A 14,997-nucleotide genomic window follows, 5' to 3' on the forward strand; every position below is an offset into this window, starting at 1 on the left:
ACGGCGCCGCTCCCCGGCCGGCGGAGTTCTCAGTCCCGGGTCACGGCGCTGCTGCCGGCCGTCGGAGCGGTCGGCGGGGCCAGGATCGCCACGAACCGGGCGAGGTCCTGGGCCGCGGCCATGACGAGCCGGTCCTCCGCCCGGGAGGGGTCGGTGAGGTCGGAGTTGAGCCGGCCCACCAGGGAGCGCACCCGCTCGGCCGCCTCCTCGGGATCCTCGCTGTCGGCCCACGCGCGCACCACGTCGGCGGCGGACTGCACCGCCTCGGCGAGCCGGGCACTCAGGGCCGCGGGCACCAGCCAGTCGCGCTGCTCGTGGTCGTAGAGCTCGCGCACCGCGTCCGTGAAGCCCCGGACGTGGAAGATCACGTTCTCGAGCTTCAGCAGGGAGTCGTAGCCGGGGTCCTCCGAGACTGCGGTGCGCCGCCGGCGGCGGCGCAGCACCATCCGGGGGTTCCCGCGGGCGCTGCGCGCCGACTCGTCGACGGCCTCGCGCACCTCGCCCGTGATCCGCACCAGCGCGTGGTTGCGCTGGCCCCAGTCCCGCCCGCCGGTGGTGCCGGGCTCCGCGAGCTCCCCGGCGACGTCCTCGAGGTAGTCGACGACGACGTTCTGCAGCCGGTCGAGCTGCAGGCGTGCGGTGCGGAAGTCCAGGGGCGGGATGACCGTCACGTTGACGATCAGGCCGATCGCGACGCCCACCGACATCTGCACGAGGAAGCCCGCCGAGAAGCCCTCGGCGTCCTGGCCCCCGAGGATGAGGACGAACAGGGCACCGACCGGGACGTACTCCGCCCCCGCCCCGAGCTGGCGGATGCCCGCCAGGAGGACGCCCAGGCCGACCGCCACCGGGACCGTCACGAGGTTGGGCTCACCGACCAGCAGGACTCCCGCGGCCAGCATGATGCCCAGGGCGATGCCCGCGACCGTCTGCAGCCCCGCCCGGACCGAGCCCAGCACGGTCGGGTACATCGCGGAGATCGCGCCGAGCGGGGCGTAGTACGGGTAGTCGTCGATCACCCCGGGCATCCGCTGGGCGACGACCCAGGACAGGGCCACGGCGAGCGCGGTCTTGAGGGCCAGGAGGAGCCGGGCCCCGCGTATGGTATGCACCCGGACATCCTACGGACCCGCCGGTAGGATCGAGCCGCCGACCGCTCCTCCGGGAGCCCGCCCCGAGGAGACCCCATGAGCCGACCGCCGCACCGGCGCCTGCTGCTGGTCCTCGCTGTGGGAGCCGGCGGGGCACTGGGCACCGCCGCCCGTCACGGCCTCGCCCTGCTGGTGCCGACGGTGGCCGGCTGGCCCCTGGCCACCCTGGCGGCGAACCTGCTCGGGGCGTTCCTGCTGGGGTTGCTCCTGGAGTCCCTCCTGCTGCGCGGCGCCGAGACTCCCCGCGGGAGCCTGCTGCGCCTCGGCGTCGGCACCGGGGCGCTGGGCGGGTTCACGACGTTCTCCTCGCTCGCCCTCGAGGCGGAGCGGCTGCTGGCGGGCGGGGCCACGGGTCAGGCACTGGCCTACGTGGGGATCTCGCTGGGGTGCGGGTTCCTGGCCTGCCTCGCCGGCACCGTCCTCGCGGCCCGGGGGCGGCGCGCGTGACCGTCCTGCTGATCTGCCTCCTCGGCGGACTGGGGGCGATGGCCCGGTTCGCGGTGGACGGGGCCGTGCGGCAGCGGTGGGCGACGTCCTTCCCCGCCGGCACGGTGGTCGTCAACGTGAGCGGCTCCTTCCTCGCCGGGCTCCTGTCCGGCGCCGCGCTGGCCGGCACGCTGGGCGGGCCCGCCGCCGCGGCCTCCGTGATCGGCTTCTGCGGTGGGTACACCACCTTCTCCACCGCGATGGCCGACACCGTGCGGCTGGCCCGGGACGGGAGGGCGCGCCGCGCGCTGCTCAACGCCGCGGGCACCGGTGCGCTCACCGTGCTCGCCGTGCTCGCGGGGCTGGCCGCGGCCGCGCCGCTGTTCTGAGCAGTGGTCCGCCCGGCGGTGAGCGCGGGGTCCCGGGCCCCGACCCGCAGCTCCTCGCCGGGGCCTCCGGGCAGGAGACGATCTATTTCACCAGCAGGCTTGCTATTCTGTTGGGAGCATCCGTTCCAGCACGTCCGACCCGAGAAAGCAGGACCCCGTGGCCGACATCGACCCCGAGAACGCGCGCAACGACCCCGAGAAGGCCCGCGACGCCCTGAACGAGGAGTCCGGCAAGAGCATCGAGGGAGACACCCCGCCCGACGCCGGCTCGGGCGTGGGGCCCACCAACCACGAGCTCGACGTCGACCGGCCCGGCGACTCGTCGAAGGGGAAGATCGCGCTGGCGGTCATCCTCGGCCTCGTGGTGCTGTTCGCGGTGCTGTGGTTCGTCGGCGCCGTCGTGGGCATGTTCTGAGCCCCCGGCCCTGAGGCGCCGGGCCGCCCGGCGACCCGGGCCGCCGACGGCCGGGGTCCGCGCTCACGGCCGCCCGTCGTCCTCACCGGTGTGCCCGTCGGTGTCCTCGTCGGTGTCCTCGTCGTCCTCCTCGGTCCAGTCCGCCGAGGACGGGCCCATCATGGCGAAGCGCTCGCCGTCCGGGCCGGCGGCGAAGACCAGTTCCCCGTAGCCGAACTCCTCCGGCTCCTGGACCAGCGTGCCCCCCGCGGCGACGACCCGCTCGGCGGCGGTGTCGGCGTCGTCGACCTCGAAGCAGACCCACCACAGCGGCGGGGCCTCCTGCAGGTGGTCGACGTCCTGGGCAGGCACGCCGATCCCGCCGGCCGAACGGTCCATGCCCGGGACCGTGAACACCGCGTACGCCTCGTGCCGCGTGCCGATGTCCTGGTACGTGTAGCCGAAGACCTCGGCGTAGAACCGCTCGGCGGCCGCCTGGTCGGAGGTCAGGAGGTCGCACCAGGCCACGGTCCCGTGCTTGCCGACGATGCTGAACCCGGTGTGCTCCTGCGGTTGCCACACCCCGAAGGCCGCCCCCGTGGGATCGATCCACACGCCCATGGTGCCGAAGCTGCCCACGGCCATCGGCTCGAACAGCTGCCGCGCGCCGGCCGCCACCGCAGCCCGGCCGGTGGCCACGATGTCGTCCGACGCGAGGTAGACCGCCCACGCGTGCGGGTCGTCCTCCATGTCGGGCAGCGCCGGCGACATCCCCGCCACCGGCTCGCCGTCCACCAGGGCGTTGCAGTAGCCGCCGTACTCCGGCTCCGAGGGCGTGAACCGCCACCCGAGCACGGTGGCGTAGAAGTCCATGGAACGGTCCAGGTCCGAGACCATGATGTCCGCCCAGCACGGAGCCCCCGTAGGCCATCGGTCGATGCGCTCGGTCATGCCTGAGTCCTCTCGTCGCGCGCCGGGACCGGTCGGTCCGGGCGCCTGCGACGCGGGCCGCACCCGGGCGGTCCTTCGTCCCCCATGGTCGTCCCCCGCGCCCCGGTTGGGAACACCTCCCGCCGACATTCGCGGGCCCGGGGCGCTCCCCCGCGCGCGGGGCGTTAACATTTCTCGTTTCCTGCCGGGGCCCGCGATCCGTTCCTAGACTCGGAGCAGGACAGGGGTCACGGCCGCGGCCGGAGCCCTCCCCCGGGGGATCGACGAGGACAGCATGCGTGCGTGGTGGATCGATGAGCCCGGTCCCGTCGCCGGCGGGCCGATGCGGTTCGGACAGTGCCCCGACCCCGTGCCGGGAGCCGGGGAGCTGCTCGTCCGGGTGCGGGCCTGCGGGGTGTGCCGCACCGACCTGCACCTCGCGGAGGGCGACCTCCCCCTGCACCGGGCGGGGGTGATCCCGGGCCACGAGATCGTGGGCGAGGTGGTGCGCGCGGGCCCCGGGTGCGCCCGGTTCCGGAAGGGCGAGCGCGTGGGCGTCGCGTGGCTGCGGCACACCTGCGGCCGCTGCCGCTTCTGCCGCCGCGGGCGGGAGAACCTCTGCACGGCCCCCCGCTTCACCGGGTGGGACCAGGACGGCGGATACGCGGAGCTCACCCTGGCCCCCGAGGCCTTCGCGTATCACCTGCCCGAGGAGTTCGACGACGAGCACGCGGCCCCGCTGCTGTGCGCCGGGATCATCGGCTACCGGGCGCTGCGGCGCGCCGAGCTGCCGCCCGGGGGCCGGCTGGGCATCTACGGCTTCGGGGCCTCCGCCCACCTCGCCGCCCAGGTGGCCCTGCACCAGGGCGCGGAGGTCCACGTCATGACCCGCTCGGCGGCGGCGCGCGAGCTGGCCCGCGAGCTGGGCGCCGCCTTCGTGGGCGAGGCCGACGAGCCTCCTCCGGTGCCCCTGGACGCGGCGATCCTCTTCGCCCCCGTGGGCACGCTCGTCCCCCCGGCGCTGCGCGCCCTGGACCGGGGCGGCACCCTCGCCGTCGCCGGGATCCACCTCAGCGACGTCCCGGCCCTCGACTACGCCGCGGAGCTCTTCCAGGAGCGGCAGCTGCGCAGCGTGACCGCCAACACCCGGCAGGACGGCGAGGAGTTCCTGCGGCTGGCCGCCCGGCTGGGGCTGCGCCCCAGCACCGTCCCCTACCCCCTGCGCGCGGCCGACCGGGCCCTGGCGGACCTGGCCGCGGACCGGGTCACGGGAGCCGCCGTGCTGCGCGTGTGAGCCGTGGCGCCGCAGGCCCCGGGCACGGTCCGCCGGGCCGTGCGGCAAGGGACAGCCGGGCGGGGACCGCCCTTGGGGAAGCACATCGAGCAGACCGCAGAGAGGAGACCCGCCATGACCGTCCTGGTGGTCTACGAGTCCATGTACGGCAACACCCACCGGATCGCCGAGGCGATCGGACGGGTGCTCACCGAGGCAGGGGCCCCCGCGGAGGTGCGCTCGACCGCCGAGGCGCAGCGGCATCCGCCGGTGGCCGGTGACGTGCTGGTGGTCGGCGCCCCCACCCACGGCCACGGGCTGAGCCGGGAGAACTCCCGCGAGCAGGCCGTGCGGGACGCCTCCCGCCACCACCTGGACGTGGACGGCTCGGCGACCGGGCCCGGGGTCCGCGAATGGCTGGCCGCCCTGGACGCGGAGGGCGGCCGGGCGACCGCCTTCGACACCCGGATCAAGGGCCCGGCGATGCTCACCGGCCGCGCCTCGCAGAAGATCGCGCGCGCCCTCGAGGAGCACCGCTACGAGCTAATCGCGGAGCCGGAGAGCTTCCTCGTGACCATGGGCAACGAGCTGGTCCCCGGTGAGGAGGAGCGGGCCGTCGCGTGGGGCCGCGACCTCGCCGCCGCCCTCTGACCCCCCGGACGTCCCGCACCGGGTCCCGGCCGGCTGTCCGACCCCTCAGGAGCTCCCATGAACGAGCACCCCGTCTCCCGCCCGCTCCGTCCGTCCGACCGGCACGGCGCCCCGCGCCGCACCAGACCCGGTCAGTGGGTGCTGCTGGCCCTGGGCGCCCTCCTGACCGCCCTGGGCCTGGCGGCGCTCGTCAGCGGTCTCGTCCTCGCCGGCGCCGCCGCGGCCCAGCAGGACGGGCGCTTCCTCACGACGTCCCCGGACCGGCACCAGACCATCACCTACGCCCTGGTCGGCCCGCCCGCCGTGCTCGACGTCGGCGACACCCGGGTCTCGCCCATGCCCTTCCTCGACCGGCTCGGCCGCGTGCAGGTGCGCGTGACGGCGGCCGACCCCCGGCAGGAGATCTTCGTGGGCGTGGCCGAGACCGGGGACGTCGACCGGTACCTCGAGGGCGTCGCCCACGCCGAGCTGGGCAGCGCCACGGAGTCCGGGGACGACACCTCCGCCCGGGTGCCCGGCGAACGGGTGCCCGACCGGCCCGGGAACCAGACCTTCTGGGCCGACACGGACCAGGGCACCGGCACCCGGGAGCTGGTCCTGGACCTGCGCTCGGGCAGCTGGACGCTCGTGGTGATGAACGCCGACGCCACCCGGCCGGTCTGGGCGGACCTGCAGCTCGGGGCGCGCTCCGAGCTCCTGGGCCCCCTGGCCAGCGGCCAGCTGGTCGGCGGGCTGATCGGCCTCGTCGTGGGCGTCCCGCTGCTGCTGCTCGGCGCCGCCGGGCTGGGCCGGGACATCGACCCGCGCACGCCGCCGCGCGGCACCGGTCCGGGCGCGGTGCTCGCCGGGGTCCCGGACCGGGACGGGACCCCGCGGCCGGTCTCCCCCGTGCGCGTGACCGGCTTCCTCGACGCGGGGCTGTCCCGGTGGCTGTGGCTGGTCAAGTGGTTGCTGGTGATCCCGCACCTGATCGTGCTGGCCGTGCTGTGGTTCGCGCTCGTGGTCACCACGGTGGCCGCCGGGGTCGCCGTGCTGTTCACGGGCCGGTACCCGCCCTCGTGGTTCTCCTTCTGCGTGGGGGTGCTGCGGTGGAGCTGGCGGGTGGGGTTCTACTCGTACTCGGCCCTGGGCACCGATCGGTACCCGCCCTTCACCCTGGCGCGCGCGGACCATCCCGCGGAGCTGGAGGTCGCCTATCCGGAGCGGCTCTCCCGGGGTCTCGTGCTCGTGAAGTGGTGGCTCCTGGCGATCCCGCACCTGCTGATCATCGGGGTGCTCGCAGGCGGCGGGAGCACGTGGAGCAGCACCGGCGACGACGGCACGACGACCACCGGTTGGGGGCCGTCCCTGCTCGGCCTGCTCGTGCTCGTGGCCGGCGTGCTCCTGCTCTTCACGGGCCGGTACCGCCCCGAGCTGTTCGCGCTGGTCATGGGCATCAACCGCTGGGTCAACCGGGTCCTCGCCTACGTGCTGCTGATGCGTGACGAGTACCCGCCGTTCCGGCTCGACCAGGGTCCCGTGGAGCCCCGTCCCGTGGAGTCCCCGCCCCACGAGGCGGCGGCGCCCTGGGGCCGTCCGGCGCAGGACCGGGCGCACGACCGGGCCGGGGACCGGCCGGGCGACGGGCCGGGGGACGATCGGGGCGGCCAGGACCCGGCCCGCTGACCCGTCCTCCCGGACGGGGCGTTCGGGGAGAGCCGCTCAACGGAATCGGACGGCCTCGATCCGCGCCCGGAAGAACTCGCCCGCGGCCTGCCGGTCGGTCCCCCACGCCCAGCCGGCACGCAGGACGGTGGGCACGCGCACGCCGGCGAAGTCGGTCTCCCCGGACAGCGCGACCCCGAAGGGGTGGCGGCCGAACCCGGTGCCGTCGGGATCGCCCCACCGCTGCATGCTCAGTTCGCGGAGCCGGCCCTCCTGGTCGACCCGGAGCAGGGCGTCCTCGCGCTCACCGCCGAGGACCCAGGACATGACGGCGGTGTCCGGGGCCGGCCCCTCGGACCAGGTGGCGCCCAGACAGGCCGGTGGAACGGTGATGCTCTCGCCGGCGAGCCGGCCCGCGGCGCTGCGGGTGATGTCCGGGCCCGCGGCCGACATCACGGGCAGGACACCCAGCAGCCGCCACCGCAGCTCACCACCGCCGGGGCCGTACCGGTCGTAGCCCGCGACCGGCAGGCCGAGGAGCCGGGTGCGGGCGGCCCACACGAAGCCGGTGCCGGGCGCGACGAGCTGCCGGGCGGAGAAGGCGCGCCACGAGCCGCCGAGCCGGATCTCGCCGCGCATCGACAGCTCCGCCACGGACCACGCCGGGGTGCCGGGCGGCACGGCCCGCTCCAGCCAGCGGCGCGCGGGCTCGGGCAGACCGGCGATCACCGCGGCGTCCACCGCGGGCGGGGGCGGATGGCCTGGGCGGTGCAGGTCCGCCCAGTGCCTGCGGGCGCCGCGCGGCAGCCACCCGGTCACGACCGGCTCCTGAGCATCACGACGGCGGCCGGCAGGTACCACAAGAGGGGCACCAGGCGCAGGGCCGTGGTGAGCCCGCCCATCGGGGAGAGCGGCCCCGCGGTGGGCACGAGGGAGAGGACGGAGAGCAGGGCCGCGACGGCCGCCCCGGCGGCGATCCCGCCGAGCCACCGCGGGTACGCGCCGCGGGCGAGGGAGAGCGCGGCGACGGCGGCGAACGAGACCGCGAGCGGGAGGTTGGCCAGGGCGAGGAGGACCACGCACAGGTCCGTCACCGCGCTCGCCGTGGCCGCGTCCATCGACGCCGCCGCCGGCATGGTCAGCACGAGCTGCACCCCCTGGCCGGCAATGTTCAGGGCCGCCGCCATGAACCCGGCCCCGAAGGCCACGGCGGACACCGTGCCGGGCGCGCCCTCCGCCCGCAGCAGGCGTGCCCACACCCAGCCGAGGAAGCAGACCAGCGCCGCCTGGCCGAGGACGAAGAGCATGCTCTGCGCCAGCACGGGCCCACGGTTGCGCGCCAGGAACGGCCCGTAGGCGGGGTCCCCGGTGGCCGGCCAGGGACCGGAGAGCGCGGTCTCGAGGAGCCCCCCGGCGATGCCGAGGAGCACGGAGAGCAGCCCGGCGGCCGCTCCGGCGACCGGCCACAGGACGGGGCCGGGAGCGGTCTGCGACGGGGTCCGGGACCGGGTCATGCCCCCAGGCTAGACCGGTGCCCCGGCCCCGGTCCCCTCCGGACGGAGATCCGTGGCCGCCGGTCACACTCGGACACGGGAGCCGGTGGAGGAGCAGGATGGCCCCATGCGCGTGCACCGGCTCCCGGCACCGTCGTCGTGCCCCACGGCTCCTCCTCGGGCCCCCGGGGCGGTGCTCGCGCTGCTCCTCGCGGCGCTGCTGCTGCTCGCGCACCTGGCGGTGCCGCCCTCCGCCGCCGCGCTGGAGCACGGGGGACAGAACGGCCAGGACGTGCGGGAGCTGACCGCCGACGACGTCGACACGTGGCTCGACGGCCTGGTCCCTGCCCTTCTGGACGCCGAGCGCCTCCCCGGGGCCACGGTGGCCGTCGTCTCCGGCGGCGAGATCGTCACGCTGCGCGGTTTCGGCGCGGCGGACCGTCCCCGGCTCGTTCCGGGTGCCACCCCCGTGGACCCCGAGCACCACCTGTTCCGGATCGGGTCGGTGTCCAAGCTCTTCACTGCCACGGCCGTGCTGCAACAGGTGGAGCGCGGTGCCCTGGACCTGGACGCCGACGTCCGCGAGCACCTCGACTTCCCGCTCGAGCTGCCCCTGGGCACGGTGACGCTGCGGCACCTGCTGAGCCACACCGCCGGCTTCGAGGAGCGCGTGGACCACGTCATCACCCCGGACGCCGAGAAGGTCCGTGACCTGCGCACCGAGCTGGCCGAGGACCCGCCGCAGCAGCTCTTCGCACCGGGAACCACCCCGGCGTACTCCAACTACGGCCTGGCCCTGGCCGGCTACGTCGTCCAGGAGGTCACCGGTGTCCCGTTCGAGGAGTACGTCCGACGGGAGATCCTCGACCCGCTGGGCATGAGCTCGAGCACCGCCGAGCAGCCGCTCCCGCGGGAGCTCTCCGACCGGATGGCGGGCGGTTTCCCGGCGCCGGGGGCGGACCCCGCGCCCTTCGAGCACATCTCCGTCCCGCCCGCCGGATCCGTGAGCAGCACCGCCCGGGACATGGCCGCGTTCCTGAACCTGCACCTGGGCCACGGCCCCGGCGCCGTCCTGGGCCCCGAGGCGCTCGCGGCCATGCACGCCCCGGCGCTGCCGCCCGCGTCCCTCGACGGGCTCGGCGCCGCGGAGCAGATGACGCTGGGCTTCCGGGGCCACGAGATGCACGGGGAGCGGGTGCTCTCGCACGGCGGCGACACGAACCTGTTCCACAGCGAGCTGGCCCTGTTCACCGACGCGGACACGGGTCTGTTCGTCTCCCTCAACGGCAACGGGGTGCGCGCGCTCAGCACCGCGGTGGTGCGGCGGCAGCTGGTCCAGCAGTTCGCCCGCCGCTACGTCGCCCCGCCCGAGGGGGCGGCACCGGCGCTCCCTGCCGGCGCCGCCGAGCGGACCGCCGCGGTGGCCGGCCACTACCGCAGCGAACGGCGGGCGGAGTCGAGCGCCGCGGCGCTGGTGGGAGCGCTCGGGATCACCACGGTGACTGCGGGCCCGGACGGGACGATCCGCGTCGGGTCCCTCGCCGCTCCCCCCACCACGATGCGCGAGGTCGAGCCGTGGTTGTGGCGGGAGCCCGGGGGCACGGCCACCCTCGCGGCGCGGGCCGGCGAGGACGGTGTCCGGGACGTGGCGCTGGTCGCCTACAGCACCGAGGGCAGGGTGAGCGCCTGGCACGGGCTGTTCGTGCCCCACCTGCTGATGCTCGCGGCGCTGCTGGTCCTCGTCGTGACGCTGGTCGCCTGGCCGGTGAACCGCCTGCGGCGGCGCCGGCGGTGGGGCCCGCCGGAGACCGGCGCCCGGTCCCGGCGGGTGCGGCGGCTGGCCTACGCGGCTCCGGTGGCCGTGCTGGCGGGGCTCGTGCTGTTCGCCGCGAGCGTCCAGCCGGACCTGTCCCTGGTGCGGCCCCTCACCCGTCTCGGGCAGGCGCTCCTGCTCCTGGGCGTCCTCGGCGTGGTGCCCGCCGCCCTGCACCTGGCCGACGCGATCCGGCACCGGCGCGGGGTGGTCGCCGTGGCCGGGACGGCGCTGCTGACCCTGTCCCTGGCCTGGGTCGCCGGCTACGCGGTGGCGTTCCGCGTCCTGTGGCCCGACATCAGCATCTGACGACCGCGCTGGGCGGAGGGCGGGCGTTGACTGCCGGCGGCGCCCGCACCAGCATGAGTGCCACGGGCCGCCGACGGAGCGGCCGCCGGGACCACCGGGTCCCCGAGCACCGGGAGGACGGCCATGACGCGCATCGGCACCAGGAAGAGCACCAGGTGGAAGGACCTCACGCCGGGGCAGCAGACCGCGCTGCTGACACTGGCGTCCGTGCAGGTCTCGCTGGCCGCCACCGCCTGGGCGGACCTCGCCCTGCGCCCCGCGGAGGAGGTCAACGGCAGCAAGGGGAAGTGGGCGGCGATCATCGCCGTCAACTTCGTGGGCCCCGTCCTGTACTTCCGGCGCGGCATCCGGCGCTGACGCCCCGGGTGGTTCACGATCGCGAACGTTTGCGACGACAGATTTCCGCCCTCCGCACCACCCCTGGTGAGTGGATGCATAGACATTTACGCTGGTCGGACCAGCCATCCCACTCCTCCTACTGAACCGGCCCGGCCGATGACGATCGGTCCCGCCGACGAGGGCCGAGCTCCGGGAGCGCTGGACGGGCCATGGCGTCCCCGCCCGCCTCCTGTGCGGCCGACGGTGAAGGTCTTGTGGCCGGAATCCATCCGCAAGGCATCAGCTGCTCGTTTCTTGGGGGAACCGACATGAAGCACTCACCGACCTCGCGCCTGCTGACCGGAGCCACCACCGTCGCCCTGGCCGCCGGGGGCGTGGCTCTCACCGGCACCGCGGCCCAGGCCGCTGCCCAGCCCTACTTCACCTACACCAACGGATGGCGTGTCGACCTGCACGTGCGGGAGCTCGCCGACGTCAACGGCGACGGCAGGCAGGACGTCGTGGGCTTCGGCTACCGCGGCACCTACGTGGCCCTCGGCCGGGCGAACGGCACGTTCGGCGCGCCGCAGCTGAGGCTGGGCAGTTTCGGCTACGACCAGGGCTGGCGCGTGGACGAGCACCCGCGGCTGCTCGGGGACGTCAACGGCGACGGCCGCGACGACATCGTGGCCTTCGGCAACGCCGGCACCTACGTCTCCTACGGGCAGGCCGACGGCAGCTTCACCGCCCCGGCGCTGAAACTGGGCAGCTTCGGCTCCGACCAGGGCTGGACCGTCGCCGATCACCTCCGGGTGCTCGGGGACGTCAACGGCGACGGCCGCGACGACATCGTGGCCTTCGGCAACGCCGGCACCTACGTCTCCTACGGGCAGGCCGGCAACACCTTCACGGCTCCCGCGCTGAAGCTGGGCAGCTTCGGCTCCGACCAGGGCTGGAACGAGGACCGGTACCCGCGGGAACTGGCCGACATCAACGGTGACGGGCTCGACGACATCGTCGGCTTCGGCTACGCGGGCACCTGGGTCTCCTACGGCCGGACCGACAACACCTTCACGGCTCCCGCGCTGAAGCTGCAGAACTTCGGGGCGGCCCAGGGCTGGACCGTGGACCAGCACCCGCGGGAGGTCGGTGACGTGAACGGCGACGGCCGCGACGACATCGTCGGCTTCGGCTACGGCGGCACGTGGGTCTCCTACGGCCAGGCCAACGGCAATCTGAGCGCAGCGACCCGGAAGGTGCAGAACTTCGGGGTGGCCCAGGGCTGGACCGTGGGCCAGCACCCGCGGGAGCTCGCCGACATGAACGGGGACGGGATCGAGGACATCGTCGGCTTCGGCTACGGCGGCACCTGGGTCTCCTACGGCCGGGCGAACAGCACGTTCAGCGCCCCCGCCCTGGAGGTCGCGAACTTCGGGCTGGCCCAGGGCTGGACCGAGGACCGGTTCCCGCGGGAGCTCGGTGACGTGAACGGCGACGGTCGCGACGACGTCGTCGGTTTCGGCTACTCCTCCACCTACATCGAACTCTTCTGAGTGCTCCGCGCCATCGTGGCGCGAAGCAGGGCGTGAGGGAGACGGAGGGCGTCCCACCGGTCGTGGCAGCGGCCGGCGGGACGCCCTCCCTCGCCGGAACCCCGCGCAGGAGCCCGGGATCACGGTTCAGCACGTTCCGGAGACCCCTTCGCGTAGGCATACGCACGGATCCGGGCTGGTCCACCCCAGTTGTTCCGTCTGCCCGGCAGGATGCGGTCACCGGTGGACCACGGTCCCGGAACGCCTGCCGAGCCCACGGCCCCTCGCCGGTCGATGGAGGTCGATCGGCTTCCCACCCGCCGTCCGGCGATCCGGACCGAGTTCTCCGCTCCCGGCACCTGGAGGTTCCGCCATGAAACGTTCACCGATCACCTGTCTGCTCACCGGATTCTCCGCGACGGCGCTGGTCACCACCGGCATCGCCCTCGCAGGACCCGCCCACGCGGTGTCCGCCCAGGGTTTCCTCTCCTACGTCGACGGCTGGCGGGTCGACCAGCACGTGCGCGAGCTCGCCGACGTCGACGGGGACGGACGCGCCGACATCGTGGCCTTCGGCGACCCCGGCGTCTTCGTCGCCCACGGCCGGGCCGACGGCACCTTCGCCGCACCGGTGCTGGCGGTCCGCGACTTCGGCAGCGCGCAGGGCTGGAGCAACCAGCGGCACGTGCGCACGCCGGCCGACGTCGACGGCGACGGACGCGCCGATCTCGTCGGCTTCGGCAACGCCGGCGTGATCGTCTCCTACGCGCAGCCCGACGGCAGCTTCACGGCGCCGGAGCTGAAGCTCCGCGAGTTCGGCTGGGACCAGGGCTGGCGGGTCGACCAGCACCCGCGGATGCTCGCCGACCTCACCGGGAACGGAACGGCGGACGTCGTCGGCTTCGGGTACTCCGGCGTGACCGTCTCCCACGGCCGGACGGACCGCGCCTTCGACGGCACCGCCGAGCGGATCGACAGCTACGGCTGGGACCGCGGCTGGCGGGTCGACCGGCACCCGCGGATGCTCGCCGACATGGACGAGAACGGGACGGCCGACATCGTCGGCTTCGGGGACGCCGGCACGTACGTCTCCTACTTCTCGGTGCTCGGGGACACGTTCACCCAGCCCGCGCTGGAGATCCCCGACTTCGGGTACGCCCAGGGCTGGCGGGTCGACCGTCACCCCCGGGAGGTCGGCAACGTCAACGGGCACGGCCCCGCGGACGTCGTCGGCTTCGGCCACCGCGGCGTCCTCGCCGCCTACTCCCGGCCCTCCGCCCCGGGGGAGCCGAAGTACCTCCCGGTCTCGCTCGAGCTCGCCGACTTCGGCGTCGCACAGGGCTGGCGCACCGAACGGCACCCGCGGGACCTCGCCGACCTCAACGGCGACGGCATCCTGGACGTGGTCGGCTTCGGCAACGCGGGCGTCCACGCGGCCTACGGGGACGACGACTTCTTCATCGGCCCCGAGCTGACGTCGTCCTCCTTCGGCTGGTCGGACGGCTGGGACCCTGCCCGGTTCCCACGCCTGCTCGGGGACGTCAACGGGGACGGCCGTGACGACGTCGTCGGCTTCGGGTACTCGGCCACCTATGTCGGCCTGTCCTGACGTGCCCGGCGGGGTCCTCCGAGCCGGAACGGAGCCGCTTCAGGCCGGGCGCAGTTCGACGGTCAGCAGCTGGGGCGGAGCGTTGATCCGCACGGGCAGCAGGCTGAACCCGATCCCGCAGGTCAGGAGCATCCCATTGCCCGCGGCACCGTAACCGGCCGCGGCGAAGCCCTCGGCCGCGGCGAAGCCCTCGGCCACGAGCTCCTCCTCCTCGGTCAGCCCCAGACAGGACCACCGGGACAGCAGGGGCAGGGCGATCTGCCCGCAGTGGGTGTGCCCGGCCACCGCCAGCGGAGCGGTCCCGGCGGCCAGCTGCGGGAACGTGGTCGGGTGGTGCATCATCACCAGCCGCGGCTCGATCGCCACCCCGTAGCCGACCACGAGCAGGCCCACGGCGACCACGACCGCCACCAGACCCGTGAGGACGCGGCGAAGACGCCGGTGCCGGTGTCCCCGGCGGCCGGGAACCGCCTCGTCGTCCCGGGCAGCTGGGTGGGCCAGCGGAGTCCTCTCGGGGGCGAACCGGGCCGGCGGGCTCGTGCCGGGCCCGAGGAGCGGCACCGTCGGTTCCGTCCCGCCGGCCCCGGCCTAACGGCCCTCTCCGTGTCCCCCGGCTGCTCCGGCGACTAGGGTGGGTGGTCCCAGATCGATGGCACTGAGCCCGGAGCACTTCCCGCCCGAACCACCGAGGAGCACGCCGATGACCCACCGCACCCTGACCCTTGCCGTGGCCGGCCTGACCGGGGCGCTGCTGCTGACCGGCTGCCAGGACGAGACCCGGCTGACCCAGCTGGACCAGTCCGGGGTCTCCACCGAGGAACTGGTCGGCCAGCAGATCACCCTCACCAACGACGTGGAAGGCATCTACGGGGAGGAGTTCCTGACCATGGGCGATGAGCAGACGGTGGTGTTCGTGAGCGAGATGCCCGCCGATCTGCGCCCCGGCGACGAGGTCGAGGCCACCGGCACCGTGGCCGCCGGCGACCTGTTCAGCGAACCCGGCGACCGTGACCGGCTGATGCGCCTCACCGACGAGGAGACCGCCAACTACCTCGTCAACCGCGA

The 14,997-nt window shown here is 74.6% G+C and carries 16 protein-coding genes; 11 read left to right on the top strand and 5 right to left on the bottom strand.

Annotated features, from left to right (window positions below; all coding sequences use genetic code 11):
- Positions 1-29: 29 nt before the first annotated feature.
- Positions 30-1,112, bottom strand: a complete 1,083-nt coding sequence (locus ACH9D2_RS14700; protein WP_396363555.1) for an FUSC family protein — start codon at positions 1,110-1,112, stop codon at positions 30-32.
- A gap of 75 nt (positions 1,113-1,187) precedes the next feature.
- Here ACH9D2_RS14700 and ACH9D2_RS14705 point away from each other — a divergent pair, with 75 nt between their 5' ends.
- From ACH9D2_RS14705 to ACH9D2_RS14715, 3 genes are all read left to right on the top strand, one after another.
- Positions 1,188-1,598, top strand: coding sequence for a CrcB family protein (locus ACH9D2_RS14705; RefSeq protein WP_396363556.1), 411 nt, complete (start codon positions 1,188-1,190; stop codon positions 1,596-1,598).
- A complete protein-coding gene (locus tag ACH9D2_RS14710; RefSeq protein WP_396363557.1) occupies positions 1,595-1,966 on the top strand; it encodes a fluoride efflux transporter FluC in 372 nt (123 codons plus the stop codon). Before ACH9D2_RS14705 ends, ACH9D2_RS14710 begins: the two co-directional genes overlap by 4 nt.
- A 157-nt stretch (positions 1,967-2,123) precedes the next feature.
- Positions 2,124-2,381: a DUF6480 family protein gene (locus ACH9D2_RS14715; protein WP_396363558.1), complete on the top strand. Its 258-nt coding sequence runs from the start codon at positions 2,124-2,126 to the stop codon at positions 2,379-2,381.
- 63 nt (positions 2,382-2,444) lie between these two features.
- Here ACH9D2_RS14715 and ACH9D2_RS14720 read toward each other — a convergent pair whose 3' ends face one another.
- Positions 2,445-3,311, bottom strand: a complete 867-nt coding sequence (locus tag ACH9D2_RS14720; RefSeq protein ID WP_396363559.1) for a VOC family protein — start codon at positions 3,309-3,311, stop codon at positions 2,445-2,447.
- 274 nt (positions 3,312-3,585) lie between these two features.
- On the opposite strand from ACH9D2_RS14720, the gene ACH9D2_RS14725 reads away from it, so the two are divergent.
- The 3 genes from ACH9D2_RS14725 to ACH9D2_RS14735 all read left to right on the top strand — a co-directional run bounded on the left by ACH9D2_RS14725 (position 3,586) and on the right by ACH9D2_RS14735 (position 6,879).
- Positions 3,586-4,584 carry a zinc-dependent alcohol dehydrogenase family protein gene (locus ACH9D2_RS14725; protein WP_396363560.1) on the top strand — a complete coding sequence of 333 codons (999 nt, stop codon included), beginning with the start codon at positions 3,586-3,588 and terminating at the stop codon, positions 4,582-4,584.
- A 114-nt stretch (positions 4,585-4,698) separates the two neighbouring features.
- Complete coding sequence (locus tag ACH9D2_RS14730; RefSeq protein WP_396363561.1) at positions 4,699-5,214, top strand: flavodoxin domain-containing protein; 516 nt, start codon at positions 4,699-4,701, stop codon at positions 5,212-5,214.
- A gap of 57 nt (positions 5,215-5,271) precedes the next feature.
- Positions 5,272-6,879 carry a DUF4389 domain-containing protein gene (locus ACH9D2_RS14735; protein ID WP_396363562.1) on the top strand — a complete coding sequence of 536 codons (1,608 nt, stop codon included), beginning with the start codon at positions 5,272-5,274 and terminating at the stop codon, positions 6,877-6,879.
- A gap of 36 nt (positions 6,880-6,915) precedes the next feature.
- Here ACH9D2_RS14735 and ACH9D2_RS14740 read toward each other — a convergent pair whose 3' ends face one another.
- Complete coding sequence (locus ACH9D2_RS14740; RefSeq protein WP_396363563.1) at positions 6,916-7,677, bottom strand: DUF6544 family protein; 762 nt, start codon at positions 7,675-7,677, stop codon at positions 6,916-6,918.
- Positions 7,674-8,372 carry a hypothetical protein gene (locus ACH9D2_RS14745; protein ID WP_396363564.1) on the bottom strand — a complete coding sequence of 233 codons (699 nt, stop codon included), beginning with the start codon at positions 8,370-8,372 and terminating at the stop codon, positions 7,674-7,676. Before ACH9D2_RS14745 ends, ACH9D2_RS14740 begins: the two co-directional genes overlap by 4 nt.
- Positions 8,373-8,478: 106 nt before the next feature.
- Between ACH9D2_RS14745 and ACH9D2_RS14750 the strand changes: the two genes are divergently transcribed.
- From ACH9D2_RS14750 to ACH9D2_RS14765, 4 genes are all read left to right on the top strand, one after another.
- Entirely contained in the window at positions 8,479-10,473 is a 1,995-nt protein-coding gene (locus ACH9D2_RS14750; RefSeq protein ID WP_396363565.1) for a serine hydrolase, read from the top strand.
- A gap of 123 nt (positions 10,474-10,596) precedes the next feature.
- Positions 10,597-10,830 carry a hypothetical protein gene (locus tag ACH9D2_RS14755; protein ID WP_396363566.1) on the top strand — a complete coding sequence of 78 codons (234 nt, stop codon included), beginning with the start codon at positions 10,597-10,599 and terminating at the stop codon, positions 10,828-10,830.
- 290 nt (positions 10,831-11,120) lie between these two features.
- Complete coding sequence (locus ACH9D2_RS14760; protein WP_396363567.1) at positions 11,121-12,344, top strand: FG-GAP-like repeat-containing protein; 1,224 nt, start codon at positions 11,121-11,123, stop codon at positions 12,342-12,344.
- A gap of 352 nt (positions 12,345-12,696) precedes the next feature.
- Positions 12,697-13,932 carry an FG-GAP-like repeat-containing protein gene (locus ACH9D2_RS14765; protein ID WP_396363568.1) on the top strand — a complete coding sequence of 412 codons (1,236 nt, stop codon included), beginning with the start codon at positions 12,697-12,699 and terminating at the stop codon, positions 13,930-13,932.
- Between the two features lie 39 nt (positions 13,933-13,971).
- Here ACH9D2_RS14765 and ACH9D2_RS14770 read toward each other — a convergent pair whose 3' ends face one another.
- Positions 13,972-14,493, bottom strand: coding sequence for a hypothetical protein (locus tag ACH9D2_RS14770; RefSeq protein ID WP_396363569.1), 522 nt, complete (start codon positions 14,491-14,493; stop codon positions 13,972-13,974).
- Between the two features lie 139 nt (positions 14,494-14,632).
- Between ACH9D2_RS14770 and ACH9D2_RS14775 the strand changes: the two genes are divergently transcribed.
- Positions 14,633-14,997: hypothetical protein (locus tag ACH9D2_RS14775; protein ID WP_396363570.1), on the top strand; the 365-nt coding region annotated here is incomplete at its 3' end.

This window comes from Kocuria rhizosphaericola (assembly GCF_044462205.1).
GTDB lineage: Bacteria > Actinomycetota > Actinomycetes > Actinomycetales > Micrococcaceae > Kocuria > Kocuria rhizosphaericola.